Source organism: Pseudofrankia coriaricola (genome assembly GCF_001854805.1).
Lineage (GTDB): Bacteria > Actinomycetota > Actinomycetes > Frankiales > Frankiaceae > Pseudofrankia.
Genome location: NZ_MBLO01000239.1, coordinates 119,872 through 145,219, shown reverse-complemented (window position 1 = coordinate 145,219; position 25,348 = coordinate 119,872). Strand labels below are relative to the sequence as shown.

The following is a 25,348-nucleotide window of genomic DNA, read 5'->3' as shown; positions in this document are numbered from 1 at the left end:
GATTCGGGACTCAACTGTGGACAATCTAGTCGTCCAGTCGCTGGGGGTGCTCGGGTCAGCGGCGCTGCTGGCACTCATCACCGTCGGTCTGGCTGTCTCGTTCGGGTTGATGCGCATCGTCAACCTGGCGCATGGCGAGTTCATCATGCTCGGCGCGTACGCCGCGATGGTGACGGCCGACCACGAGCTGCCCTGGCTCGCCGGGCTCGCCGCGGCTACCGCGGTGGGCCTGGCGGTCGGATCGCTGACCGAGGTCGCTCTGATACGGCGGCTTTACCGCTCGCCGGAGCTGTCGATCCTCGGCACGTTCGGGCTGTCCATTGTGGTACGTCAGCTCGTCGAGCTGGCCTTCGGAAAGCAGTACCGGAATGTCGCCAACCCGATGCCGGGAGCGGTCGAGCTGCTCGGGGTGTCGTTCCCGGCGTACCGGTTACTGCTCATCGCGATCGCGGTGGGTGTGCTCGCGCTGGTCCTGGCGGCGTTGCGCCTGACTCCGCTGGGGCTGCGCGTGCGCGCCGTCGCAGCCGACGCCGACCTGGCCGAGACGCTCGGGGTGCGGTCCCAGCGGCTCAACCTCGCAGTCTTCGCCGGCAGCGCGGCGCTCGCCGGCCTCGCCGGAGCGCTCGTCGCGCCGCTGGTCAACGTGCAGCCGGACATGGGCGTCGACTACCTGTTCGGCGCGTTCCTCGGCGTGATCGTCGCCGGCTCACGGCTCGGCGCGGTCGTCGTCGCCTGCCTGGCGATCGCGACGGTGCAGAACATCATGACCTTCTTCACCGATCCCATGCTGGGCCGGCTGTCGGCATTGGCGCTCGCCTTCGTCGTGCTGCAGGCCCGCCGGCGAGCCGCGTTCGGGGAGGCAACGGCATGACCGACTGCACCATGACCGACTGCACCGAGCGGCACCCAGCCGGACCGGATAACGGCCTCGCGGGCGAGGGCCAGAAGGGCATGCCAAAGGAGGGCACAGCATGACGGCCAGAGCCATCCGCCGCGGCGCCGCCCTCGTCGGGCTGCCGATCCTGGCGTTGCTGTCGGGCGACTACTACGGTGGCCAGCTTGCCCAGTTCCTCGTCCTGGGGGCGGCCACCGCCGCGCTGGCCCTGGCCTGGGGCACCTCGGGCATCCTCAACCTCGGCCATAGCGTGACGTTCGGCGCCGGCGCGTACGCCGGTGCCTGGTTCGGTCTGCACGTCGGCGCTGCCGGCTCGCTGGCTGGCCTGGTCGCGGGCGCCGCCGTCGGTGGACTGCTGGCCTTCCTCGTGGCCTGGCTGCCGTTCCGCCGTGGTCTGCCCCCGATGACGTTCGCGCTCGCCACCTTCGTCTTCGCGCTCGGCGCCGAACAGGTGGCCAACGGCTGGACGTCGGTGACCGGCGGCTTCAACGGCCTCACCGACGTGCCGCGCCTACACCTGGGCGCCGCCGCGCTCAGCCCGGCCGGACAGCGGGCCTTCACCGTCTTCGTCGCGGTGGCCGCGATCGTCGCGCTGTCGCACCTGGCCTCGCTGCCGCTCGGTGCGGCGCTGGCCGCCACGCGCGACCACCAGCGGCGTACGGCCAGCCTGGGCTACCACGTGGTGAACCTCAAGACCGGTGTCTTCGCCTGCACCGGCGCACTCGCCGGGTTCCTCGGTGCCATCTTCGTGCTGCAGGTCGGCTTCGTCTCCCCGGGCCTGGTCGGTGTCGCGATGGCTACCAGCTTCGTGGTCTGGGCCCTGCTCGGCTCCAAGGGCACGATCGTAGGGCCGGCCGTGGCGACCATCGGCTACAACATCGGCGCGAGCGAGCTGGCCGACCGGGCTCTCGACTACTGGTTGCTGGGGACCGGGCTGGTGGTCGTCGGCGCGGTGCTGTTCCTGCCCGAAGGGCTGGCCCTGTGGGTACGGCGATGGCTACCCACCCGGCGGCCGCCGCGGCAGGTCCGGCTCGGTCGGGCGGACGAGCGCGAGGCCGGCCTGCCGGGCGCGAACCCCGCCGGCGACGGCGCCGTTGCGCTCGACGCCGCCGGCGTGGTGTGCCGGTTCGGCGCGTTCACCGCCGTCGACGGAGTCAGCCTCACCCTGCGACCGGGCGAGGTGCACTGCCTGATCGGGCCGAACGGGGCCGGCAAGTCCACATTGCTCAATGTGCTGTCGGGCGTGACACCGGCGAACGGCGGCAGGTGGCGCGTCGGCAAGCGCGACCTCACCGGCGCGCCCGCCTGGGAGCTGGCCCGGGCCGGCGCCGCCCGCAAGTTCCAGACCCCGAGCCTGGCCACCTCGCTCACGGTCGGCGAGAACCTCGCGCTGGCCCGGTGGGGCCCCACGCACCGGTGGCTCGCGCTGCTGCGCCAACCGTGGTCGGCCACGGTGTCGCCGGCCGCGTGGACTGTGCTCGCCACGGCCGACCTCATCGGCCAGCGCGACACGGTGGCCGGAGACCTCTCCCACGGGCAACGACAGCTCGTGGAGCTGGCCATGGCGCTGGCCCCGGGACCCGCCGTGCTCCTGCTCGACGAGCCGACGGCGGGCATGACCCGCGCGGAGACCGCCGCCGTCGGAGAGCTGCTCACCGAGCTCGCCCACCGGCAGCGCATCGCCATCCTCGTGGTGGAGCACGACACCGCGTTCATCCGTGGCGTCGCCGACCGCGTCACGGTGATGGCCGGCGGTGCCGTTCTGGTCACCGGCACCCCCGCCGAGGTCGATGCCGATCCGCGAGTACGCGCCGTTTACGTCGGGCGCGCGTCGTGAGTGCCCGGGCAGCGGGCGGGCTCGCCGTGCGCGGGCTGCGTGCGGCGTACGCCCAGGCGCCGGTGCTGTTCGGTGTCGACCTCCAGGTAGCGCCCAGCGAGGTGGTAGCGCTGCTCGGGCGCAACGGCGCCGGGAAGACGACCCTGGTCAACACGATTGCCGGCACCCTGGCCGCCGCGGGCGGAACCGTCGCTCTCGACGGCGCTGACGTGACGCACTGGCCACCGTCACGGCGGCACCGGCACGGCCTACGCGTCGTCCGGCAGGACCGGCCGGTGTTCGCCGACATCAGCGTCCGGGACAACCTGCGCCTCGCCGGTGCGCAGCCGGCCGCCGCCGCGGCTCTGTTCGGTTTCCTCGCCGACCGCGGGCAGCAGCTGGCCGGCACGCTCTCCGGCGGTGAGCAGAAGATGCTCGCGATCGCCCGCGTCCTCATGGCGCCCGGCGCCGTGTGCCTCTTCGACGAGCCCACCGAGGGGCTCCAGCCGGCCAACGTCGACCGATTCACGGCCGGGGCCCGCGCGGCGGCCGCGGCGGGCCGCGCGGTGCTCGTCGTCGAGCAGCACCTGGAGGCGGCGCTGTCGGTCGCCGACCGCTGGTACCTGATGGAGCGGGGGGAGATCGTCGACGGCGGCCCGGTGACCGCCGACACCGCCGACCACGTCGCCGACCGCCTTGCACCGTAATCCTTCGGAGGGACCCATGCCACCCACACCCCTGACCATCGTCGCGGTCGCCGAGCGGCTGCGCGGCTGCGCCACGTCGGCTCGTGAGGTCGCCGGCGAACTGCTCGCCGGCATCGAGAGGCATTCGGAGCTATCGGCGTTCACGGCGGTCGCGGCGGACGTGTCCGGACCCGCCGCCGACGGCCGGCCGCTTGCCGGCGTGCCGTACGCGGTCAAGGACAACATCGACACAGTGGACCTGCCGACGACGGCGGCGACGCCCGCGCTGCGCGGTTCGGTGGCCGCCGCGAATGCGCCGGTGGTGGAGCGGTTGCGCTGCGCCGGCGCCGTCGTGGTCGGCAAGACCAACATGCACGAGCTGGCCCTGGGTACAACCAGCCACAACATGGCGTACGGAGCGGTACGCAACCCCCATGCCACCGACCGGACGGCCGGCGGATCCAGCGGTGGCAGTGCGGCAGCGGTCGCCGCCGGTTTGGTGCCCTTCGCGCTCGGCACCGACACCGGCGGCTCGGTGCGCATCCCGGCGTCGTACTGCGGCATCGTTGGGTTCCGGCCGAGCGCCGGGAGTTGGGGGAACGAGGGCACGGTGCCGGTGTCGCCCACTCGCGACACGATCGGGGTGCTGGCCCACACCGTGGCCGACGCGGCGTTGGTCGACTCGGCCGTCACCGGACGGGCCCGCGCGGCTGCCGTCAGCCTGGCCGGGCTGCGGCTGGGCGTGCCCCGCGACGGCTTCTACGCCGGTCTGCACCCCGACGTATCCGCCCGCACCGAGGCGGCGCTGGCGGTACTCAGCGACGCGGGCGTTGAGCTGGTGGAGCTGCGGGTTGCGGGCGCCCACGAGCTGGACGCGCTGTGTGGGTTGCCGATCGCGCTGTTCGAGATGGCCCGGGCGCTCCCGGCGTACGTGAAGGCGCTGCCGGCACCGTTCTGTGACCTCGGCCTGCCCGACATTGCCGCGCAGATCAGCTCGCCGGACGTCAAGCAGCTCGTCGACGGCATCCTGGATCGGCCGATACCCGAAGCGCACTACCACGAATGCCTGGCGACCCGAGAACGGCTACAGGCCGCGTACGCCGAGGCGTTCACCCGTCATCGGGTGGCCGCGCTGGTGTACCCGACTGTGCCGCTGGTCGCGCCGCCGCTCAACGACACCGAGACGACCACCCACAATGGACAAGAGGTCAACGTCTTCCTCACCTCGATCCAGAACACCGGTCCGGGGTCGGTCGCCGGCGTACCGTCGTTGAGCCTGCCCAACGGGTACACACCGGCCGGCCTGCCGGTGGGCCTGTCGCTGGAGGCAGCGTCCGGCGCCGACGGCACACTGCTGGCCGTCGCCCGTGCCCTCGAGGCCGCGATGCGGTGACCGTTTCGGCGCGAGCACCACGAAGATCGCTGTTTCGGGGCCGTGCGGAGCCGCATGGGTCATCGACGCCGCTCAACGTCCGTCAAGGCGTCGGTGCCGCGCCCCCGCGCTCCGACAGTGGTGCCCGAATCCGGCGGTCGGCCATTGCTCAGCGGGCGTTGTCGCTGTGGTCGATGCGCAGTGCACCGTCTTGACGACGGTGCGTCTTCGACGGATAGGGTGATTTGTGCCGGTCGTCGGCCACGAGGAGGGGGCGTCGTGACGGAGACGGACGACTCACAGATCAGCGACGTCCCAGGCTGGGACTGGACGAGTTCGACCGAGGACGCCGCCGTCCGGGTGGACCTGCAACCCGACCGGCCACACTCGGCCCGGATGTACGACTACTACCTCGGCGGCAAGGACAACTTCCCCGCCGACCGGGAGGCCGCGCAGCAGGCTCTGGCCGAGTTCCCGCACGGGCGGACGACCGCTGGGCAGAACCGGGCGTTCATGCACCGGGCGATCCGCTACCTTGCCGGCGAGGTGGGCATCCGCCAGTTCCTCGACATCGGCACCGGCATTCCCACCAGCCCCAACCTGCACGAGGTCGCCCAGCAGATCGCCCCGGACGCCCGGGTCGTGTATGCGGATAACGACCCGATCGTGCTCGTACACGCTCGCGCCCTGCTGACCGGCACTCCGACCGGCCGCACCGCCTATCTCGACGCGGACCTGCGTGACGTCGAGGCGATCCTGGCGTCGGCCGAGCTGCGCGAGACCATCGACCTGACCCAGCCGGTCGCGGTGTCGCTCGTCGCGATCCTGCACTTCTTCCCGGACGCCGACGACCCGTACGGCGTCGTGCAGCGGCTGCTCGACGCGTTGCCGTCTGGTAGCCATGTGGTGATCAGCCATGTCACCGGTGACTACGCGCCTGAGACGTGGACCCGGTTGATCGAGACCTACCGTGGCCGGGGAATCCCCGCGCAGGCCCGCAGCCACGGCGAGATCGCCCGGCTCTTCGAGGGTCTCGACCTGGTCGAGCCTGGGATACAGGTCGCGCACCGGTGGCGGCCCGACGCCGCCGTCCCGGCGGGTTTGACCGACGCCGAGGTCAGCGTCTACGGCGGCGTCGGCCGCAAGAAATGAAATAGCGCGCCACACAGAGCACACAGAGCACGGCGAGTGCGGCGGCCGGGCCCGGTCACCGCTCGCACGACTGAGCCGGGACCGTCGCGGATCTTGTGCTGCTTGCACGTTGAGTACGGAGATCCTCTTTTCGCTGGGCCGGTGGATCCGCCAGACCCCGACGGGCCGACTCGCGATCGACCGGGCCAAGGTCAAGGGCCCGCCCGGCCGTGACGACGGCGTCCGGTTGTGGGCGGCGTAGGCGTCCCTGGCGCGGACTGACGGCGCCAGGGACGCCATCAGCCGCTGGGTGCCGGGGCCGTGTGGGCGGCATGCGGGGCCACCAGTACGACGTACTCAGACCCTGTGACAGTGGGTACAGGCATCGCGTTGGCCGCGACCTTGACCCGCTCCGCGGTCACCCGCTGTCCGTTCGACACCGAGGCCGGACGCCCTCGCCGCCGTCCTCGTCGTAACCATTCGGATTCAGGTGCTGAAACTTCCAGGCATCGCGACACATGTCGGCGACGTTGCGGCGTGCCGACCAGCCGAGCAGCTTGAGGGCCAAGGCTGGGTCGGCAACCAGTTCCGCTACGTCCCCGGCGCGGCGGGCCACCAGGCGGCTAGGCAGCTCTCGGCCACACGCGGCGGAGAAGGCCGCCAGGAGATCCTTGACGGAGGTACCACGGCCGGTCCCCAGGTTGATCACCCGGTGCCCCGAAGCGTCACCGAGATGCTCAAGGGCCAGCCGGTGGCCCTCCGCGATGTCCATGACGTGGATGTAGTCGCGGATGCCGGTGCCATCCGGCGTCGGGTAGTCGCCACCGAAGATCGATAGCTCGGTCCGCCGCCCGACAGCCACCTGGGCAATGTAAGGCAACACGTTGTTGGGAATGCCGCGAGGATCCTCGCCCAGCAGGCCGGACGGGTGTGCGCCAGCGGGGTTGAAGTAGCGCAGCGACGTGACATGCCAGTCCTGGTAGCGGTCGCACAGGTCGGCGAGGATCTGTTCGCACATCAACTTGGTCCGGGTGTACGGGTTGGTCGGCCGCGCGGGGCTGTCCTCCCGGATGGGCACGACGTCCGCCTCGCCGTAAATGGAGCAGGAGGAGGAGAAAACCAGGCGGTTCATGCCGTGGTCAAGCATCGCGCCTACGAGCCCGAGAGTCGCGTTGACGTTCGTGTCATAGTAGTCGAGCGGTATGTTCACCGACTCGCCGACCGCCTTCTTCGCCGCGAAGTGAATCACAGCGTCGACTTCTTCCCCGTCGAGGACTCTGGACAGAGTGGGCCGGTCGCGCAGGTCGAGCTCGACGAACCGTAGGCGATGTCCGGCGAGCTCACGGATCCGTGCGACGACGCCGGGCGAGCTGTTCGCGAAGTTGTCGACACCGATGACGTCGTAGCCCGCGGTCAGCAGGTCGACACAGGTGTGCGAGCCTATGAAGCCGGAGGCTCCTGTGACAAGCACCGTCGTTGGACCGCCGGAGAGCACAGCGCTCACCATACTTGCACCATTTTCAGCAGGTCGACGATGTTATCGACGATATTTATACGGGCCCCCTGGATCAATGTCAACATCGTGACCATGGCGAATACACCCAGCACTGTCAACGGCACGATAATGAGCAGCGGCCTGGCCACCGTCGCGACAAGGTTACGCGCCGAGGCACTCGTGACCCGCCTGGTCTCCACAGCATGCATGAGGCAGACGCACAGTAGGACGAGCAGATAGTTGAGCCCCGAGAGAAGGCTCAGCCCGACATACCCGAGTGGGTGCCCGGCACGTGCGCCGTACAGCCCCGCCGAGAACGTGAACGCGGCGATGACGGCGTAGGGCATGACCAGGTAGGTCGGTAGCATCTCGACGCCGTGGTCACCCTTGGGAGTGATCTTGAAAGTTACCTGCCTCGGGCGGATCTTCTGTATCACGGCGGCGATGCATCCCCACCCGACGTAGGGCCATCGGGCCATCAGGAATAGCCACGTCTCCCAGGCGAGCAGCTTCGCGTCGGCGGGGCGGAGCAGCCCGCGGCGGCGCAGGTGGAGGTTTATGATAACGACGACCCCGGGCGCGGAGCACCACAGGAGGAGATAGCGAAGGTAGTCGATGTCCACCCAGGTCGCGCCGGTGATAGCCGCCACCGGAGGCAGCAGCGTGGCACCTGCCGTCGCCAGCGCGAGTAGCGGATAGTAGCTCAGCGCGATGAGGAACCGGATCCGCAGCACCAACGGAAGCTTAGGCACGTTGGACGGGAAGATGTCCATGAAGAGGACCATGAGGCTGCGTGACCATTGAAACTCCTGGGTCATGGCGGCGGTGAAGGTTGTTGGGCCGTCACCATGCGCCTCAGCGTCGAGGGCGAACGCGCCGCCCCAGCCCGCCGAGCACAGCAGGAACGTGGTGGAGAAATCCTCGGCGAGTTCCGGCCCGATTCCACCGATGTCGCGGATCGCAGCGGTACGCACCGCGTAGTGCGAGCCGATGCACGCCGGCGCGAGCCAGCTGCTGGCCCCGGCCTGCACCGGACCGTGCAGGTGAGACTCCCGGTACAGCCGGCCGCGGGCTGCCCAGGACTCGCGCGCGTTGGTGTCGCAGATGCTGGGTGCCGCCACGTACCCGATCGTCGGGTCGGCGAACGGCCGAACCATGTGCCGGAGATAGTCCCGCGCCGGGGCATGGTCGGCGTCGAGCTGCGAGACGACGTCATAGTAGTCGTAGCCCCAGTGGTCGTAGAAGAAGGAAAGATTCCCTTCCTTGCACTTCGTGCGGCGCGGCCATTCACCGCGATGATAGTCATCAAATCCTCGGCGGGTGGAGATCCCGACGCCATGGCGTTCGCACCAGGAGTATGTCTCATCGGTCGGGTCCTCGTCGCAGATCCATACGTCGTAAGCATGCGGATAGTCCTGGGCGAGCATGCCGCCCAGAGTCTTGCGTACCATCTCCCACGGCTCGGAAGGGGCCTTCGTGACGACGAAGGCGACCCGGAAATCGCGAATGGGCAGCCCGGGATTCACCCGCCGAAGCCGGAGCACCGTCAGCACGAAGTACGCGGGCAGGTAGCTGAGATAGGACAGAACCGCGGTGTTCAGTATGAATCCCGGGAGGGTGAGGACGTGTAGCGGGTTGAACCACCAGAGCCAGAAACCCGCCACCGCCACGAACCAGCACCCCGCGAGGAACAGCATTAGGAAGCTGTCGCGCCCGTGGGAGATCGGAACAAAGGTCTTGATCTTTCTTCGGCCGGCGTAGGGGACTCGGAGCTCGCTGTTCCGCCGAGACGGGTCGGCGAGCCCGGCCGGGAGCATCGAACGCTTCGCGCCTGGCGGTGGCTCCGGCACGGGGACACTCGGCAGGCCGTTCAGCGGGAGCGGCGGCTCTGCTGTGCGGGGTTCACCCTCCGCCCGTTCGTGATCGGTGGCGAGGTCCCGCCAGAGCCGGCCCCGCGGCTCAGGCCCTGGGGCGCTCGGCCCGGCGCCGTGCCGCCGTGGCCCAAGGCGAAGGGTTGTCTCGGCCGAGCCGAGGTCAGCCGGCTGGAACGGCAGCGCCGGGTTCCCGGGTGCCGGTGCCCGCGGGAGGCGTGCCTCCGGCGGGACGGGCGTGCTGGCGGCCCCGTCCTGCCTGGTGGTACCGCTCACAGGTCCGGCTGCCTGGCCCGCAGCTGGCCCCAGGCTTGTTGTCGCCGTCGACGACAGGCGCCCGAACGAGTCGGGCCTGGTCTGACGCTGGCTGGCCATCGTCGTGTCATCAGATGAATCGGCGGAATTGCTGGTCATGGTCACCGGCTCGTCCCACCGGCCACTTTCGTCGGCCGAGCAGGAGGCGACGCCGCTGGGCGTGGAAGCGCGACATCGCACCGATGCGCGGCGCCAAGGCGCGCTGGAACAGGAGAAAGGAGCACTGTCGCCCTCACCGTGTTCAGGCGGCCCATCGCGGCGCGACCTGTGCCGCGAACCAGCTGACGGTCCTCATTAGGCCGTCGTGGATATCCACCTTCGGCTCCCAGCCGAGCCTCTCCTTTGCCAGGGAGATGTCGGGCTGGCGCGCTGTCGGGTCGTCGACCGGACGGGCGACGAATGTAATCGGTGAGTCTGACCGACAGACGGTCCGAACGAGCTCCGCCGTGTCGAGGATGGACAGCTCCGTCGGGTTCCCGATGTTCACCGGGCCAGGCAGGTCCGACCAGAGCAGGCGCATGACGCCCTCGACGAGGTCGTCGACATAGCAGACCGAACGGGTCTGGGAACCGTCGCCCGAGACTGTGATCGGCTCGCCGCGCAGTGCCTGCGAGATGAACGTCGGAATGGCGCGACCATCGTCCGGGCGCATCCGAAGACCATAGGTGTTGAAGATCCGAGCGATGCCTGTGTTCACGTCGTGATGATGACGATAGGCCATCGTCACAGCCTCCGCGAACCGCTTCGCCTCGTCGTACATGCTGCGAGGACCGACGGGGTTCACGTTGCCCCAGTAGGTTTCCGGCTGTGGGTGGACCTTCGGGTCGCCGTAGGTCTCGGAGGTGGATGCGAGCACGAAGCGCGCGCCTTTCGCGCGAGCGAGCCCGAGCCCGTTCATGGTTCCGGTCGAGCCAACCTTGAGCGTCTCGATCGGCAGCCTACTGTAGTCGACGGGCGAGGCGGGGGAGGCGAAATGCAGCACCGCGGTAAGCGGGCCCTTGACGTGGGTGAAACGGGTCACGTCGTGGTGGATCAAATGGAAGGCCGGATGGCCGAAGAGATGCCTGACGTTCTCCGCCCGACCCGTGGCGAAGTTGTCGATGCAGAACACCTCCGCACCGTCATTTAGCAGCCGGTCGCAAAGATGACTTCCAAGAAAGCCTCCGCCACCGGTCACCGCGATACGCGTCATCCAACCCCCCGAAAGACTCCACCCGCCAGCGTCGGGTGGAATATGTGAAAAGAATCGCGACCCGCGGCCGGCGGACGATGGAGCCCGAAGGCCGATCATTCGCCTGGCATGTCGACCTGTGCCCCGTTGATCTCATCGATGCTCCCGGATGCCGGACCCGCAGGTCAAGAGCCAGGCGGTCTCCTGGCCGCTTGGCCGCCCGATGGGGCCTCTGATCCCGTCAGCAGTCGGACGACGGCGGGCTCGCGTGTTCCACAATGGGGCGGGCGTGGGGTGGCGCAGGGCCTTCGGGGCAGGGCGGGTGGCAGGCAGGGAGCCGGTAAAGTTGCTGATTGGCATCCAGTCTCGCGATCGTCGCGAGTGGTCTTTCGGGACGGCGCGCGTAGTGGCGTAGCGCCTGGGCGATGTTGGTCCCGCCGGTCAGGCGCAGGATGCTGACGTGCTGATGGCGAGGTCGCGGAGGCTGGCCATGACCTGGGGCCGTCGCCGGTGCGGGCCGGGTGGCGGTCCTCGTCAAAGGTGACGTCGCGGACCCAGGGCAACTGGCTCTTGATGGCCCGGTGGCCGCGGGCGAGGTCGGCGAGCAGGGCGAATACCTGGCGGAACGTCGACTCGTCCGGAACCTGGGCGATCCCCAGCGCCGAACCGACGGCCTCGCGGGCGTCCGAGGCCCACTCGCCGACCGCCGCGAACGACCGGAGCACCCGCCAGCGCCGCGCAGGTCGCCAGCGCGAGCAGGACCGGCAGCCGATGCCGTCTACCCGGCGCTTCCGCGGGTCCGTGACCTGCTCGAACACTGTCGGCAGACGCGCCGGTGCCACAGGCCGCGGTCGGTGCAGGTATGCACCAAATGGTTTGAGCGGCTCCCTCCGTGACGTAGGCACCCGGCCCGATTGGGCAATCACTACCCTTGAGTGGTGCCGTGCGTGCCCTGCGTGGCCTGTCCGGCCACCCTCCGAGGCTGCCTCGCAGGCCATGACGGCGCCGTGGGCCGAGGCCCGTTGCGCGCATCCGACGCCGCCGGCCGCCGGGTTCCCCGGCAGGCGCCGCCCGCCGTCGCCCCGCGGTAGCCAGCCGCAGCCAACGCACTCCGTAGACTCGGCGCCATGGGCCTGTCGATGCGACGTCGACTGTTACGCACTACTGTTATCGTCCTGGCTATCTGCATGACCGGATGCGGACTGTACGGTTCCGATAAGGTAACCGTTCCCAGTTCAAGCGCCGCTCCGGCCATCCGCGGCGCGGACATCTCCACCACGCTGCTGGACGAGGCGGCGGGGAACGTCCTGTCAGCCGACGGAAAAGAGCAGCCGATCGAACGCATCCTCGTCGGCGCGGGCGCGAACTATGTGCGGCTTCACCTCTGGATCGACCCGCCACCAGGATATTTCGACGAGGAAACAGCACTTACTCTCGCCCGGCGCGCGACCGCCGCCGGAATGAAGATCTTCCTAGATCTCCACTACTCGGATACCTGGGCCGATCCAACGCTCCAGCAGACCCCGCCCGTCTGGCGCGACCTCGATCTCAAAGAGCTTTCCGACCGGGTGTTCGACTACACGAGGAAGGTCGTCACGGATTTCGCTCGGCAGGGCACGCCGGCCGACATGATCCAAATTGGCAACGAGCTCTCCTCAGGCTTTCTGTGGCCATTGGGAAAACTCGACGCGACCGCGCCGGGGGGCGGCTGGCTGGGCTTCCTCACCCTGCTGCGCTCCGGGGTGGCCGGCGCCCAGGCAGGCAACCCGACCGGGCACCGGCTGTCGACCGCGATACACACCGCGCGCATCGGCGAGCCCGACGCAGCCCATGAGTTCTTCGACCAGATCTCCGCGGCCGGAATCCCGTTCGATGTCATCGCGCTGTCGTACTACCCATTTTGGGCCGGCTCGATGTCGCAGCTGCGGGACACGATGATCGACCTTTCGTCGAAATACCGCAAGGAGATCATGGTCACCGAGACCGCCTACCCGTGGACATTGCGCGGCGACCGGGCCAACCTCGCTCTCAAACATAGGAATCAGCTGCCCGACGCCGACAGGTTCCCCCCCTCCCCTACCGGACAGGCCGCGTACTTCGCCGCGTTGCGCGATCTGATCGCCCAGGTGCCTGAAGGCCGCGGCGTGGGTTTCTTCGCCTTCGAGCCAGGATGGCTGCCGGGCGTCGGTGCGCATCCTGGTCAGGACGCGGCCCCGTACACGAATCTGACCATGTTCGACTACGACGGCGAGGCGCTGCCCTCGATAAAGGTTGCATTTGCGCCTCCGACCAACTGACACCTGTGACGCAGGGGGAGTCGTTTGTCTTCGTGTCCACACCGGCGTGGACGAGGACCCTGGAGGGATCTGGCCCGACATCGTCGCGGTCCGGGCGCGTCCTCGACGTCGAAGAGCCGCGCGACGCTCTGGTGGCCGTCGCGGCGGCGCAGGTTTCCCAGCGACCACGACAACTCTGCCGGGTCTCGCGCATTGCCGGCAGCTCCTACGCCTGTCTCGCTGACCTTCCTGGCGAACCGGGCCGGCCGGCGGCGGCGCAGTCGTGCGGCACCGATCAGTGAGCCCACGTCAAGATTATTGTGGGCGTCAGGTGGGCGTGGAAGCCCCGGTACGACGCGGGACGGGTCGGCACCCGACGGCCCACGCCGAACGCGATCATGCTGGTAGGCAAGGATTTCTCGGCACCCGGCGACCCACCCCGGCAAACCGCGACATAGCCGCTGACCTGCGGTTTTCCGTCTTGAAAACCGCTATGGGGGCAACCTCATCGTGGGTTCGAATCACACGCCCTCCGCTCCTGACCTGCATGTCTGCGCCGGTTCCCGGATCGCCCGGGGCCGGCGCTCCGTCGTTTTGACCCCTGGCCCTTCGCCCTCGAGCGTCGGATCGCCGCGGGCTGCCTGTTCAGGGTGTTGGGGTGGTGGCGGTGGGGAACGCCAGAGGCGTGACTAGTACCACGTCGTCTGCGATGGGGGCAGGACCGGATGCGGTGAGACGGGCGGGGGAGGACCGGATCGCGCCGAGGGTGGACGAGGCGACCAGCGAGGCGGTCGGCAAGCTGAGCGAGGCGCTGGAGTGGGTCGAGCGGGCCCGAGGGGCGCTGTATGAGTTCCACCAGCTGTCCGGCCATGCCGACAAGACGCTGGGTGATGCGATCGACGCCCTGACCGCCGCTGGCCACCCTCGTGCCGCGGCCCAGCTTCGCCGGGAACTGCACGGCCGCAACGTGCTCGCCGGGCGCTGGACGTTCCAGATCGTCGAGGAGTACGACGAGCTCTACTACCGGCCTTTCGTGGATGCCGACGAGCGGATCCGGATTCGTTTCACCGGCGGCCGCCGGCACGTGCACGAGGCACGGATGAAGGCGGCCGAACGCGAAGACGCCGGCCGCGACCCCTGGGGCCTCGGCGCGTAGACCTTCCCCGTGGATCTGTCGGAGTTCTGTCGGAGTGAGGCCTTCCCGTGGATCTCGCTGGGGTAGCGGCCGACGGGTAGTCGGCGATCTGGTAGGTCTGTGTTCGGGGCCGAGGCGCTCCGCGCGCCTCGACCCCTATCTCGGCCCCGACCTCGAGCCGTCTCAGGCGTCCCGGCGCTTCGCGAGGCCCACCGCGAGGGCGAGCAGGACGGCGGCGACCACCGCGAAGTAGAGCAGTGATCCCCAGGCGCCGAACGGCATGTCGCTTGGAGTGGCGTTGTTGTTCTCGCCGACCTGCTGGCCGGCGTACAGGAAGTTGTTGCCGACCGTGAACGGCAGCCACTTCTGGATGGTTTCGCCAACCCGCGGGATGGCCGGGAGCAGGTTCTCCACGACCATCACCCAGATCAGCAGGGCCGTGATCGCGCCGGCGGAGTGCCGGATGAGCAGTCCGATGGAGATCGCGACGACCGTCGCGACCATGTACACCAGACCTACGCCGATCACGACCCGGTAGTCCTGTGCGTTGTCGAGCGCCAGCGGTGCCTCGGGCCGGATCGCCCTGGACAGCGCCCAGGCACCCACGCCGGCCGCCTCGCCGACGAGGCCCGCCAGCAGGGCGACGACGGCGGTCTTGGCCAGCAACGCGTCGACACGGTTGGGCACCGCGAGGAACGTCGCTCTGATCGTCCCGAACCGGTATTCCGTGGTGATCGCGAGGATCGCCATCACCATCATGATCAGGAATCCGAAGTTGTACGAGAACTGGGTCGTCGCCGGCGTCAGGTCCTGGAGATCCCTGGGACGGATCGTCCCGGCGAGAAGCGAGGCGAACCCGACGGTGATGAAGACCGCCGTGCCCATGCACCACCATGGCGACCTGGTCGAGAACAGTTTGATCCGTTCGACTTTGAGCAACGTGAGCGTGGTCATCGCGCGTCCGCCTTCCTCGCCGCCACCGGCGCCCCTGTCCGCTGGGAGGCCAGGGCCTCGCCCGGCTGGCCGGGCACCCCGACGGGCGCACCCGCCACGCCCGCCACGGGGGCGAGCGCGGGATCGCCCGTGCGGTACTCGACGTCGCCGCCGGTCATCTGGATGAACGCCTGCTCCAGCGAGCCGCGCTGGGCGGCGAGTTCGTGCAGCACCAGCCCGGCGCGGCCGGCAAGCTCGCCGACGTCGTCGGTGGTCGCGTCGTGCACGACGAGCGCGGCCGGGCCTTCGGTCGTCGCCGGAGCGTCGTCAGCCTTCAGCCCGCCGGAGGTGATCACCTCGCGCAGGCGGTCGAGCTCGGGGCCGCGCACCCTGACGCTTGAACCGGATGCGGCGTCGATGAACGCACTGGTGCTGGTCTGAGCGATCAGCCGGCCTCGTCCGATCACGACGAGGTCCTGGGCGGTCAGCGCCATCTCGGAAAGCAGGTGGCTGGAGACGAACACGGTGCGGCCCTCGTCGGCGAGCCGGTGCATGAACTGCCTGATCCAGAGGATTCCCTCCGGGTCGAGTCCGTTGACCGGCTCGTCGAACAGCAGAACGCCGGGGTCGCCGAGCAGCGCGCCGGCGATGCCGAGCCGCTGCGACATGCCGAGCGAGTAGCCGCCGGCCCGCCGGCCCGCGACGTCGGTCAGCCCGACCAGCGCCAAGACCTCGTCGACGCGCTTCTCTGGCAGTTTGTTGGAGACCGCGAGCCAACGAAGGTGCGCACGGGCCGAACGGTTCGGGTGGACCCACTTCGCGTCGAGCAGGGCGCCGACGTGGCGAAGCGGCTCCTTCAGGTCGGTGTAACGCTTCCCGTCGATGCGGACGCCTCCGGCTGTCGGGCGGTCCAGCCCGAGGATCATCCGCATGGTGGTCGACTTGCCGGCCCCGTTCGGCCCCAGGAAGCCGGTGACCCGGCCGGCCTGCACCGTGAACGTCAGGTCGTTGACGGCAAGCGTGCGACCGTAACGCTTGGTGAGCCCGTTCGCCTCGATCATCACTCTCCCTCCGTTGGTGTGACCTTGCGGTCAATGTCTATCAAAGTGATATCACTTTTCTTGTGTGCCGAGAATGGGGTGAACCGACGGGGGTAGTCGGCTAGCGGACAGCGGTTGGCGGTGGCGGGCCCGAAGCGGTCGGCGTGTCAGTGGCAGCAGGCCCGTCCGTCCGCGGAGTCGGCTGACCTCCGCGCTGGTCGGCTCGGCGAGACGCCTCCAGGAGCCGGGTCGGGCACGCCGGACCGTTGAACGACTCGCGACGGCCCACCTCTGAGACGGGATCACCTTCCGCTGACCCGGACGACGACGGTGGACGCCGCCGCGTCCGGCCAAGCACGCGCCGCGCCATCGACAGCCGACCGACAGGCCTTCGACCGGATCGCCCATCGCGCGGCGCCAGATCGCGGCGGCGCCGTCCCGGGAGCCCAGTCAGGTTCGATCGATTACGGTGGCCACAGTCAACCGGTCGGACAAGCGGCCCACCATGCGGCTAACCCTACGATCCGCGACCCAGCCGTCCCCCGGAGTAGGCCGGAGGTGCCGTACGTCTGCCGCGGCATTGGCGTCATCGCGGCACCAGTGCCCGACACGGCACCAGCCATGACATTGTCGGACGTCGCCGCCAAGATGGGGCCGACGTCCGGCTCGCGCCCTGGGGCCTCGTCACCTTGGCATGAAACGCATGGAACCATTCGGCCAGACAGATCGGTGGGGGAAGGTGCCATCCAGCAACGCTTTGCGTCCGGTCATCCGCCTCGAGCCCGCGCGCACGCCGGGCGCGGGCCCTCTGGCCACCGGCATGAACGTCCGGGGGATGCCCTCGAGCCGTCATCCGGGGCCCGCGCCAACGCCTGGCCCGCGGGACAGCGCCAGTCCGGGCGGATCGGTGGGGGAGGGCGTGACCGTCCGGGCGGCGTGCGACAGGATGGCCCGGTGCCTGCCCGCCGGTCCCCTTCGTCCGTCTCCCTGGCTTCCTCGCCACCGTTCGCGCGCCTGCCTGCCCAGCAGCCGGCCCAGGCTGACCGCGAGCCGTCGACCAGGACGGCTTCGGTGACCACCGGCCAGTCCACGCCGGACCTGCCGGCAGATCTCCCGGCAGACCTCCCAGATCGGCTTCGCCAATCCGGCAGGTCTGCCGGCAGGGACCCCGGCCTTCGCCGATCCGGCAGGAACTCCGGCCGCGCGAACGGTGTTCAGCAGACGCTGCCCGTCCCGCTGCGCACCCTCGGACAGCCCGGTCGGAACAAGCACATCCCGGTGACGGCCAGCTGCGGCGGCTGCGACCAGCGGTGGACGGAGGAGGACGCGACCCACTGCCGTGGCTGTCATGGCCACTGGCCGGATGTCGTCGGTTTCGATGAGCACCTGCCGGGATGCCCGACCTACATCCCCATCGCACCGCCAGCCCGTAGCCGCGTCCGCAAGGCGTCCTGAGCCCGCGGTACGTCCCGCGACGAGGAGACACCTCCAGAGGCCAAGCCTGGTTCGGCCACTTTCCTCGTCAGACCCGCTGCGTGCGTCCTCCGGGCGGCTCCCGCACCTGTCTCAGCGCGGGGGACGGTTTGGTACCAGCCGGAGGGGCTTGGTGGGCGCGCTGGGGTCGTCGCCCCGGCGCCGGGCGGCGGTCGCGCATCCCCGCGCGGTCGCCCGGAACCACCAAGAGGGCGGTGGGAAGTACAGCGCAGGCCCGGCCGAGCGTGGCTGAGTCTCGACACCTCCAGGCTCGCCCGCCCCATCCGCGCGCACGGGCGCGTCAGCGCCGTCGCCCTCGGCCGGGCTTCCGCCGCTGGGCCGGGCCGGCGGGGCTGACGGCGCTGACAGGGCTGACGGTGCCAGCGGGGCTGACGGTGCCAGCAGAGCTGACAAGGCTGACGGAGTGTCAGCGTCCCCACCGGCGGCCGGCTCAGCCATGACCGGCGCCGCGTCCGCTGGGAGCGCGCCCGACCAGAGCAGGGAACTGGGAGTGAGTGACCCCGGCCCCCGGCCGTCGCCAGTTCCCGCCACGGTGGCCGTGCTCGCCGGCGGCAACTTGGCGGCGCGCCGATCGTGCGCGGGTAGGTGGGCCTGGGACGCGAGCCCGGCGGGCGGCGAGATGCTCGGAGGCGGCTCCGGGCTGGCGGGCGGCTCCAGGCTGGCGGGCGGCTCCAGGCTGGCGGAGGGCACAAGGCTGGTGGAGGGCACCAGGATCGCGACCATTTCCCCCGAGCCCGGCGCGGTGAACCTGCCGGTCGCCGACGCTCCGCTCGCGGTCGGTGCTTCCTGGGGCGGCGGTCCGTCCGGTCCGGCGGCGCCCACCCAGACGGCCCTGGGTATCGCCGACGCGAGCCCCGAGCCGGCGAACGAGACCTCCCCCGCCCGGGCGACCTCGAACGCCCCGGCGGGGGGCCCCGCCACCTGGACGGGAACCGCGTCGGGCGGGGCCGCCGCGAGCACGTCCTCGATGGCGGCCGGGCCGGCCGCGGGACCGGCGTCGCCCGGTTCGTCGCCGGCTGGCTCGAGAAGCTCGACGTCGTCGGCCAGGCCGTCGTATGAGAGGCCGACGTACCTGAGCTCCTCGTAGGTCAGGTCCTCGTAGGGCAGGCTGGGCAGGGTCCCGCCGACGGCGGTTGTCCTCCCCGTCGAGCCGGGGAGCATTGGGACCGGCGCTGGCGCCTCGACCGGCGGGGCCGTTCCCGTCGGGGCCTCCAGTCCGGCGGCGGTCGGCACGCCAGGACCGCCGGAGCCGCCGGGAATGTCGGAGCCGCCCGGACGGCCTCCGCGGCCAGGGGACCCAGCGCGCTGGCTGCCCGCGCGGGGCCGGGTATGCGTCATGGTGGCCGCCCTCCTGGCCGCAGCGCCTGGGCGCATCGTCCGCGCCCTCCTGGCCACCGCCGTGGCCGACGGCCACGCGATGACGTCGCCGCCGCGAACCCGGGGATGGATCAGGCCGCCGACCGCCGCGACGGCGATGAACATCAGCACGATGGTCGACCCCGCGGCGGTGATCAGCCCAAGGGCGAACGGATCCACCCCCGGCGACCACGTGTGGGCCCGGTCGGAGTTCACGCGGACCGCCGCGAGCGCCGTGTAGTACCCGCCGCGAGTGGCGGCGCCCAGCAGGAATGCCGCCACCAGAGCCTGGTGCCAGCGGCCGCCGGGCCGGAATGCCACCCAGCACAGGACGGTCGCGGTGCCCACGTTCATCACGACGGACAGCACGGCGAGCAGGATGTCGTATTTGACGACTACCTGGGCCGACCGCACCGCGGCGATGTTCATGAAGGTGGCCGCCGACCAGCCGGCGCCGCTGAACACCCCGCCGAGGAGCAGCCGCCGGGCGCTCCTCGGGTCGGCGGCGGCGATGCCGAGTCCGATGCCCGTCGCCACGGGGACGACCAACGCGCTCAGGAGCGTCATCCGCAGGTCGAACAGCGCGGCGCCGCTGTACTCGCAGGACACACCGCCGGCCAGCTGCGTCGACCAGACGGCCATGCCCATGGCGACGGCGGCGGCGCCGGTCCAGCCGGCGCCGCGGACGCCGCGGACGCCGCGGGCGAGACCGGTTCTAGGGGTGGTCCTGATTCGGGCCGCGCAGGCAAGCGCCGCGAGTGCCGCGAAGATCGCGAGGAGGCAGGACGCCGCGATGCTCGGCCCGCAGGATGAGGAGAGCTGAGATGCCACCGCCGTCCCCGGGGTGGGTGACGCCAGGCGCGATAGTGAGACGGTGGCGGCAGTGATCATGTCTGTTCCTTGCCGTGTGACGTCGTTGTCACTGTGTGTCCTATCGTGACTTTGGCGAGTCGGGGTCTGGAAGACCACCGAAAGGCACTGATTCGCCCCGCGCCGGGCGCTGGACCTGGGTGACAGACGCTCCGCCTGAGCCGCGTGACGTTCCTCGATCGGGTGATTCCTGGCCCGATTGGGCCGGGCCCCTGTCGAGAGGGGCTCGGCTCGGGCGAGTAGGGCTGCTTACCCCAATTCGGTCAACGGCCCGGTCGAAGACCCGTCTACCTGCTACTTTCCGTCGCTGAGCATGACCGTCGGCGCGGCGGGAGCCGAGCCCTCCGTCGTCCAGCGGTGCCCCCGGCAACGGCCGCATAGACGGCGACAGGGGCACGACGGTGGCATGGGACGACGGGTGAGAGGAGGCGCGGGCGTGACCCTGTGCTGCGGTCTGCTACGGCTGGACGGAGACGATGTCCGCCGCTCCACCCTCACCTCGATGCTCGCCTCGTCATCGCTGGGCCTGCCGGCCGCGCGTGGCGTGCATCTGGATGGCCCGTTCGGCGTCGTCACCGCCGCCGGCCCGGCGGGTGACCCCATCCCACCGATCGCCGTCGACGACCTCGGGCTCACGGTCGTCGTGGTCACGGCCGCCCGGCCCGCCCGCGTGCGCCTCGTCGCTGGGGCGGGGAGCCCGGCGGGCTGGCCGGTGGGCGGCGTCCTCGACCGCGGCGGCGCGGAACACGGCAGGCGGCCCACAGAGCCCGCTCGGCGAGGCGCTCTCGCCGCCGTTCGGGGGGTGCGGCCCTGGCCCGGTCTAATCGGGCACGATCATGCGAACGGTGCCGGCGGCGGCGGTGCCGGCGGCGGTGCCGGCAAACGTGCGGGCCGCGATAGGCCGGGGGACGCCGGGCCGGGCGGTGGTGAGCCGGACCGTGATGAGCCGGACCGTGATGAGCTGGATGACGGTGGGCACGCCGGCTGCGCGGTCGCCTGTCGGGTAGCCGCCGCCTACCGTTCCGTCGGCGAGAGCTGCCTGCGGGGGCTCGCCCCGGACAAACTGGTCATCGTCTGGGACTCGGCGGTCCGCCGTCTTCTGGTCGCCCGTACCGGCCGGCTCGCCGCGGACCTGCTGACCTGGTCGGACGGCCGGCACATCGCGTTCGGTACCGAGCCGGCGCAGCTTCTCGCCGCCTTCCGTGCCCCACTCTTCGGCCTCATTCCCGGCCCGTCGGGCGGCGGCGCCCTCGCCCGGCCGTGGCCAGGGGGCGGCGGCGTGCCCAGCGCCGCCGGCCGGGAGCTCGGAGGCTCCGCGCGGCCACGCAGGTCGGGACGGGCGCGTCAGCTCGCCCCAGGTGATCTCTTCTCGATATCGGTCGCCGCCGCCCGGCGTGGGCCGGGAGGCGCCGGCCTGCGGCTCGTCCCGCGGCCATCCGAGCCCGAGCCTGAGCCCGGCATCGCCCGGCGCGACTGATCCGGTGACCGGGCCACTCTCCGGATCACGACTGCCCGCGCGGCCAACGGACGGAGGCCGGGGCGTGGGCGCGGACCGAGATCAGCCCTGAGCGTCGGCGCCCGTGCTCGCCGCCAGACGGGCACGCACCTCACGGGTCACCGAGCGCTCGGCGATGAACGAGACGAACGGGATCGTGCCGGCGAGCATCACCAGGACGGCGCGCCGGAACGGCAGGCGCGTCTTCGTGGCCAGGTCGAAGGTCACCAGCAGGTAGACGATGTACAGCACACCGTGGATGGGGCCGATCGTCTGGACGAGCTGCGGCGTGTCCGCGGCGTACTTCAGAGGCACCGCGACGAGCACCAGCGTGACGAGCACCACACCGACGATGTAGGCGAGCGTCCGGTAGCGCGTAAGTGCCTTCGCGATGGCGGCGGGCGTGGCCATGGGCCTGGCCGCCGCCGCGGAGGCCGGGCCGGGAGAGGGGGCCGCGGCGGCGACGGTGGCCTGGTCCTGGCTGGGTGGGGTCATCGGTGGTCTCCAGGCGTCGTCGTCGTGGCCGTCGGGACGGGCAACGGGCGGGGCTGGAAGGCGTGGCGCGTGGCGCGTGGCGCCTTCAGACCCGGTCTCGCTCACGGAGGGCGGCGAGGTAGCGGTTGTATTCCGCAAGCTCCGCGTCATCGGGATCTTCATCGTCGGGGGGTGAAGCCGCCAAGGAAGCGAGAACGACGCTCGTTGGCTGCTCGGCGACCTCAGCCGCCGCCTCGCTGTCACCGTCCGCCAGCTTGGGCGCGGTCGGCCGGATCTCCTCGATGATCATCTTGCCCCACAGGTACAGCACGAACGCGGTGAAGATCCACCACTCGATGCCGTAGAAGAGGTTCTGCAGGGTGCCGTGGCTGGACTCGCCCTTCGTCCACTGCCAGCGACCCATGTACACGAAGAAGACGACCAGGCTCAGCGCCAGCGCGTGGCGTAGCAGCCACCCCGGTGAGAACAGCACCCTGCGCACACGTCCGACGCTACCCCCATGCCTTCCCAGGGGTGACCGGCAGTCCGTCACGTCGAGGCGACGGCGCTGGCGGGAAGGTCGCTTGCGTGATCCGGACCCTCAGATCGGCTCCGCGGGGTGGTGCGGATGCCAGGTCCAAAAAATCTTGAAGATGACGGCAACCTTGCGGCCGCCTCGGGCGACCTAGCTGTGAATGCCGATTCGGAGTTCGCGCCAGGAGGTCCGGCCCGGTGTTCTGGCCCGTCTGTTCCCCCGCTTACCCCCCCCAGCCGGGCGGGCGGGCCACCTAAGCCAGCAATCGTCGTTCAGCGGCGATCGGAACGCCCGTTTGGCAGGACGGGCGTTCCGTCCCCCACCTCTGCCGCCCGGCCCCCCAATCCCGCCCGGGCGGCAGAGGTGCCCCCGGGGAGGGGGCGGCACGCAGAGGCTCGCGGCTCCGTGTCGCCCCACCCAGGGTGGCTCACTATATTCGCTGGTCACTGCCCTCTCTTCGCCGGGGCGTCGCGCCCTCGATTTCGCGGCGTCGCCAGGCACTCGCCAGCCCCGCGCTCATCCCCGTCCAGGAGCAGCTCGCCGGGGATGAGGGGGCAGCCCGTCCGCACGTCGACAGCGGACCGCGCCGACGGCCGCCACAGCGGACGACGTCGGCGCGGGATCTCAGCGCAGGACGGCGGCGGCCAGGGAGAGTGACGACCTGTCGCCGCTGGTGCCGGTCACCGTCACCGTGGCCGGTGTCCAGTCCGGCAGGTCACCGAGGTCGATGGTGATGACCCCGAAAGGATTGGAACCAGACAGCCTCAGCGTGTAGTCGCTGTTCAGCATTCCGGCGGCGCTTACTCGCACGCTGAGGCGCGTGGATCCACCGAGGTAGACGAGAAGCGTGCCGGTGTAGGGGCCTCGGTAGACGGTCAGCGCCGCCGAGCGGCCATTGGGAATGCTCAACCGGTCGTCGACCCGGGTGCCGTGGCTGCGCGGTGGGGTTCCCCCCGACCAGGACACGCGGGTGTCGTAGCCGTCCCTCGCATAGCCGACGCCGGCGAGGCGCCTGGCGTCGATCAGCGGGAAGGAGATGGCGGCGCGGCTGGTGACGCCGCCGTCGCCGGGCCCGAAGACCACCCAGTCGGCGACGCCCCTGCCGGGCAGGACCAGCTGGGCCTCTCGGGGGAGCGTGTCCGCGTCCGCGCCGCGCGCCGCATACTTCTGGCTGACCTGCCCGCTCTGTCCGGCCGGCCTTTCCGAGCCGTTGTCTCCTCTGTCCAGGCTGCCGCCATTGCTGGGCCTGGAACTGGCCGGGGCCGTGACGGGAGCGGTGTCCGGTGGCTCGTCAGTTACGGACGGTGGCGTGGCCGGGGCCGACTCGACTGACGCGGCGGACGTGGGCACCGGGGTGGGTGTGGCCGGGGAGGGCGTCGTTCCCATCAGTTCCGCGGGCATGCCCGTCGGCGCGTTCACCGTGATCGGCTGATTATCGTGAGCGACGGTCGCGATGACGGCGGTAGCGCCGATCACGCTCGCCACCGCCGCCAGCGCGCCGACCGACACCAGCCGCGGCCGGCGGCGCCTGGACTGGCCGGGCCGCGTCGACGCGCTCCCTCCGGCTCGACGCGCGGTGGCCGGCGCGGCGGCACGCCGCCGCGCATGACGCCGTCCGGGAACAGCCGTCGGCGGCCAGGCACCGGCCGCGCCGGGACGCTCGGCCGAGGACGGCGTGCCCATCCGCGTCAGCATCTTCGACTTGATCGCGGCAGAGCTGACATCGCCCTCGTGCAGCGACGCCTTCAGGTCGCGCACCCACTGGTCGGAAGAACCGTTGGGGCCGTCGGGGCCACCAGGCCCAGCGGTCTCGCCATGGTTCGCGGACGAGCCGGCGCCGGCGGAGGGGGTGACGACGATCCTGCGCCGCCGAGGCCCTTGGATCATGCCTCGCCTCCCCGCAGCCACATGAACGCGGTGCGGGTCGGCTCCGAGGGTGCGCCCGCGCGGCCCTGCCGGCCGCGGCCGGCCACCTTGCGGGACGATCCACGCCCGCCCGGGCGCGACGGGTGCCGCTGGTGGCGCCCACCGCCGTCGCTCGGCGCGCCCGCGCCGGAGCCGCCGGCGGTCAGCAGCCGCTCCAGCTCGCTCACGGCCTTGGAGGTCTGGCTCTTCACCGTGCCGACCGAGACTCCCAGCCAGTCGGCCGTCTCCGCCTCGGACAGGTCGAGCCCGTAGCGCAGGACGACGCACTGGCGCTTGCGGTGCGGCAGCTGGTCGAGTGCCCACTGCAGGAGCAGCGCCTGCGGCACGTCCGGCTCGCGCGTGGCCGGGTTCTCCGGCTGCCTGCCCACCTTGGCGAGCAGGTTGCGCTGCCGGATGTGGCGGCGGACCTGGCTGGCGGCGAGGTTCGCGACGCTGCGCCGGACGTAGGCCAGCGAGTTCTCCGCGGCCTGGACGCGGTCCCAGTGCATCCAGGCGGAGGTCAGCGCGTCGGCGGTGATGTCCTCGGCGTCCTCCTTGTTGCCCGTGAGCAGGAACGCGAGCCGGGCGAGCTCCCGGTGATGGCCCTCGAAGAAGGCCTCGAAGGCGGCCTGGGCCGTCCGCTGGTGCTCGGAGGTCCGGAGGTGCTGGGGGACCTGGGGATCGCTGGAGATCTGGGGATCATCGGCGTCCTGAGGGTCCTCGGCGTCGCGAGAATCCTCGGTGTCGTGAACGCTCCCGGTGCCGTCGAGACTCACGGGCGGGGGCGTGGAGACCGATGGTGGCGGGGATGGTGGCGGGAAGGCGTCAGGCGGCGGTGTGCCCGTCGTTGGCACCGCCGGAACCGCCCGCATTGGCGAGAGGATTGTCGGGCCCGCTGTTTGCCTTGTCCGGTACGGCTGCGCGGCGACCGGCGCCGACGACGGCGACCGATAGCGCGAGCGGCCAATGTGGTCGAGGTTCACGCTGTCGAGGTACACGGCACGCTCCCCACGGCTTGTCGGGCTGGCCGCACGTTACCCCGTCCGGGTCATCGCGCAGAAGTCCGGCAGAGCCGCCTATCGG

Annotated in this window: 19 protein-coding genes; 9 read left to right on the top strand and 10 right to left on the bottom strand. The window is 70.7% G+C overall.

Annotation, left to right across the window (positions count from 1 at the left end; translation table 11 throughout):
* Window positions 1-16: 16 nt before the first annotated feature.
* The 5 genes from BCD48_RS32590 to BCD48_RS32570 all read left to right on the top strand — a co-directional run bounded on the left by BCD48_RS32590 (window position 17) and on the right by BCD48_RS32570 (window position 5,921).
* Complete coding sequence (locus tag BCD48_RS32590) at window positions 17-871, top strand: branched-chain amino acid ABC transporter permease (RefSeq protein ID WP_071052208.1); 855 nt, start codon at window positions 17-19, stop codon at window positions 869-871.
* Window positions 872-971: 100 nt separating this feature from the next.
* Window positions 972-2,732: a branched-chain amino acid ABC transporter ATP-binding protein/permease gene (locus BCD48_RS32585; RefSeq protein ID WP_071052207.1), complete on the top strand. Its 1,761-nt coding sequence runs from the start codon at window positions 972-974 to the stop codon at window positions 2,730-2,732.
* Window positions 2,729-3,418, top strand: a complete 690-nt coding sequence (locus tag BCD48_RS32580; RefSeq protein WP_071052206.1) for an ATP-binding cassette domain-containing protein — start codon at window positions 2,729-2,731, stop codon at window positions 3,416-3,418. The genes BCD48_RS32585 and BCD48_RS32580 overlap by 4 nt, the downstream gene beginning before the upstream one ends.
* Window positions 3,419-3,434: 16 nt before the next feature.
* A complete protein-coding gene (locus tag BCD48_RS32575; protein WP_071052205.1) occupies window positions 3,435-4,790 on the top strand; it encodes an amidase family protein in 1,356 nt (451 codons plus the stop codon).
* A 258-nt stretch (window positions 4,791-5,048) separates the two neighbouring features.
* Window positions 5,049-5,921, top strand: coding sequence for an SAM-dependent methyltransferase (locus tag BCD48_RS32570; RefSeq protein WP_083419535.1), 873 nt, complete (start codon window positions 5,049-5,051; stop codon window positions 5,919-5,921).
* A 397-nt stretch (window positions 5,922-6,318) separates the two neighbouring features.
* Here the strand turns inward: BCD48_RS32570 and galE are convergent, their stop codons facing one another.
* From galE to BCD48_RS32555, 3 genes are all read right to left on the bottom strand, one after another.
* Window positions 6,319-7,407 carry a UDP-glucose 4-epimerase GalE gene (gene galE / locus BCD48_RS32565; RefSeq protein ID WP_083419534.1) on the bottom strand — a complete coding sequence of 363 codons (1,089 nt, stop codon included), beginning with the start codon at window positions 7,405-7,407 and terminating at the stop codon, window positions 6,319-6,321.
* Window positions 7,401-9,542 (bottom strand): glycosyltransferase family 2 protein, encoded by a 2,142-nt coding sequence (locus tag BCD48_RS32560; RefSeq protein WP_071052204.1) that lies wholly within the window; start codon window positions 9,540-9,542, stop codon window positions 7,401-7,403. Before BCD48_RS32560 ends, galE begins: the two co-directional genes overlap by 7 nt.
* Before the next feature lie 280 nt (window positions 9,543-9,822).
* Window positions 9,823-10,773 (bottom strand): UDP-glucuronic acid decarboxylase family protein, encoded by a 951-nt coding sequence (locus tag BCD48_RS32555; protein WP_071052203.1) that lies wholly within the window; start codon window positions 10,771-10,773, stop codon window positions 9,823-9,825.
* A 1,106-nt stretch (window positions 10,774-11,879) separates the two neighbouring features.
* Between BCD48_RS32555 and BCD48_RS32550 the strand changes: the two genes are divergently transcribed.
* Entirely contained in the window at window positions 11,880-13,049 is a 1,170-nt protein-coding gene (locus BCD48_RS32550) for a glycoside hydrolase family 53 protein (RefSeq protein ID WP_083419533.1), read from the top strand.
* Window positions 13,050-13,737: 688 nt separating this feature from the next.
* Window positions 13,738-14,184, top strand: a complete 447-nt coding sequence (locus BCD48_RS32545) for a hypothetical protein (protein WP_071052201.1) — start codon at window positions 13,738-13,740, stop codon at window positions 14,182-14,184.
* A 162-nt stretch (window positions 14,185-14,346) separates the two neighbouring features.
* On the opposite strand, the gene BCD48_RS32540 is transcribed toward BCD48_RS32545, so the two are convergent.
* Together BCD48_RS32540 and BCD48_RS32535 are read right to left on the bottom strand one after the other, a co-directional pair.
* Complete coding sequence (locus tag BCD48_RS32540; protein WP_071052200.1) at window positions 14,347-15,117, bottom strand: ABC-2 transporter permease; 771 nt, start codon at window positions 15,115-15,117, stop codon at window positions 14,347-14,349.
* Window positions 15,114-16,157, bottom strand: coding sequence for an ABC transporter ATP-binding protein (locus tag BCD48_RS32535; RefSeq protein WP_083419532.1), 1,044 nt, complete (start codon window positions 16,155-16,157; stop codon window positions 15,114-15,116). The genes BCD48_RS32540 and BCD48_RS32535 overlap by 4 nt, the downstream gene beginning before the upstream one ends.
* Before the next feature lie 600 nt (window positions 16,158-16,757).
* Between BCD48_RS32535 and BCD48_RS56925 the strand changes: the two genes are divergently transcribed.
* Complete coding sequence (locus tag BCD48_RS56925; protein WP_491677186.1) at window positions 16,758-17,591, top strand: FDXHR family putative zinc-binding protein; 834 nt, start codon at window positions 16,758-16,760, stop codon at window positions 17,589-17,591.
* A gap of 111 nt (window positions 17,592-17,702) precedes the next feature.
* Here BCD48_RS56925 and BCD48_RS32525 read toward each other — a convergent pair whose 3' ends face one another.
* A complete protein-coding gene (locus tag BCD48_RS32525) occupies window positions 17,703-19,877 on the bottom strand; it encodes a hypothetical protein (protein ID WP_071052199.1) in 2,175 nt (724 codons plus the stop codon).
* Window positions 19,878-20,292: 415 nt separating this feature from the next.
* On the opposite strand from BCD48_RS32525, the gene BCD48_RS47610 reads away from it, so the two are divergent.
* Complete coding sequence (locus tag BCD48_RS47610; protein ID WP_083419531.1) at window positions 20,293-21,333, top strand: hypothetical protein; 1,041 nt, start codon at window positions 20,293-20,295, stop codon at window positions 21,331-21,333.
* A gap of 81 nt (window positions 21,334-21,414) precedes the next feature.
* Here the strand turns inward: BCD48_RS47610 and BCD48_RS32515 are convergent, their stop codons facing one another.
* From BCD48_RS32515 to BCD48_RS32500, 4 genes are all read right to left on the bottom strand, one after another.
* Window positions 21,415-21,846, bottom strand: a complete 432-nt coding sequence (locus tag BCD48_RS32515) for a DUF3817 domain-containing protein (protein ID WP_083419530.1) — start codon at window positions 21,844-21,846, stop codon at window positions 21,415-21,417.
* Window positions 21,847-21,931: 85 nt separating this feature from the next.
* Window positions 21,932-22,318 (bottom strand): hypothetical protein, encoded by a 387-nt coding sequence (locus tag BCD48_RS32510; protein ID WP_198543484.1) that lies wholly within the window; start codon window positions 22,316-22,318, stop codon window positions 21,932-21,934.
* Window positions 22,319-22,984: 666 nt separating this feature from the next.
* On the bottom strand, window positions 22,985-24,247 hold the full coding sequence (locus tag BCD48_RS32505; RefSeq protein WP_071052197.1) for a hypothetical protein: 1,263 nt from the start codon (window positions 24,245-24,247) through the stop codon (window positions 22,985-22,987).
* Window positions 24,244-25,119: a SigE family RNA polymerase sigma factor gene (locus BCD48_RS32500; RefSeq protein ID WP_241842169.1), complete on the bottom strand. Its 876-nt coding sequence runs from the start codon at window positions 25,117-25,119 to the stop codon at window positions 24,244-24,246. Before BCD48_RS32500 ends, BCD48_RS32505 begins: the two co-directional genes overlap by 4 nt.
* Window positions 25,120-25,348: the final 229 nt, after the last annotated feature.

What these genes read in the sequence shown, in the direction of transcription:
- galE (WP_083419534.1), bottom strand. Translation starts at nt 7,407, where the DNA reads ATGGTGAGCGCTGTGCTCTCCGGCGGTCCAACGACGGTGCTTGTCACA.
- BCD48_RS32545 (WP_071052201.1), top strand. Translation starts at nt 13,738, where the DNA reads ATGGGGGCAGGACCGGATGCGGTGAGACGGGCGGGGGAGGACCGGATC.
- BCD48_RS32550 (WP_083419533.1), top strand. Translation starts at nt 11,880, where the DNA reads ATGGGCCTGTCGATGCGACGTCGACTGTTACGCACTACTGTTATCGTC.
- BCD48_RS32555 (WP_071052203.1), bottom strand. Translation starts at nt 10,773, where the DNA reads ATGACGCGTATCGCGGTGACCGGTGGCGGAGGCTTTCTTGGAAGTCAT.
- BCD48_RS32575 (WP_071052205.1), top strand. Translation starts at nt 3,435, where the DNA reads ATGCCACCCACACCCCTGACCATCGTCGCGGTCGCCGAGCGGCTGCGC.
- BCD48_RS32585 (WP_071052207.1), top strand. Translation starts at nt 972, where the DNA reads ATGACGGCCAGAGCCATCCGCCGCGGCGCCGCCCTCGTCGGGCTGCCG.
- BCD48_RS56925 (WP_491677186.1), top strand. Translation starts at nt 16,758, where the DNA reads ATGACATTGTCGGACGTCGCCGCCAAGATGGGGCCGACGTCCGGCTCG.
- BCD48_RS32525 (WP_071052199.1), bottom strand. Translation starts at nt 19,877, where the DNA reads ATGATCACTGCCGCCACCGTCTCACTATCGCGCCTGGCGTCACCCACC.
- BCD48_RS32535 (WP_083419532.1), bottom strand. Translation starts at nt 16,157, where the DNA reads ATGATCGAGGCGAACGGGCTCACCAAGCGTTACGGTCGCACGCTTGCC.
- BCD48_RS32515 (WP_083419530.1), bottom strand. Translation starts at nt 21,846, where the DNA reads ATGACCCCACCCAGCCAGGACCAGGCCACCGTCGCCGCCGCGGCCCCC.
- BCD48_RS32540 (WP_071052200.1), bottom strand. Translation starts at nt 15,117, where the DNA reads ATGACCACGCTCACGTTGCTCAAAGTCGAACGGATCAAACTGTTCTCG.
- BCD48_RS32505 (WP_071052197.1), bottom strand. Translation starts at nt 24,247, where the DNA reads ATGATCCAAGGGCCTCGGCGGCGCAGGATCGTCGTCACCCCCTCCGCC.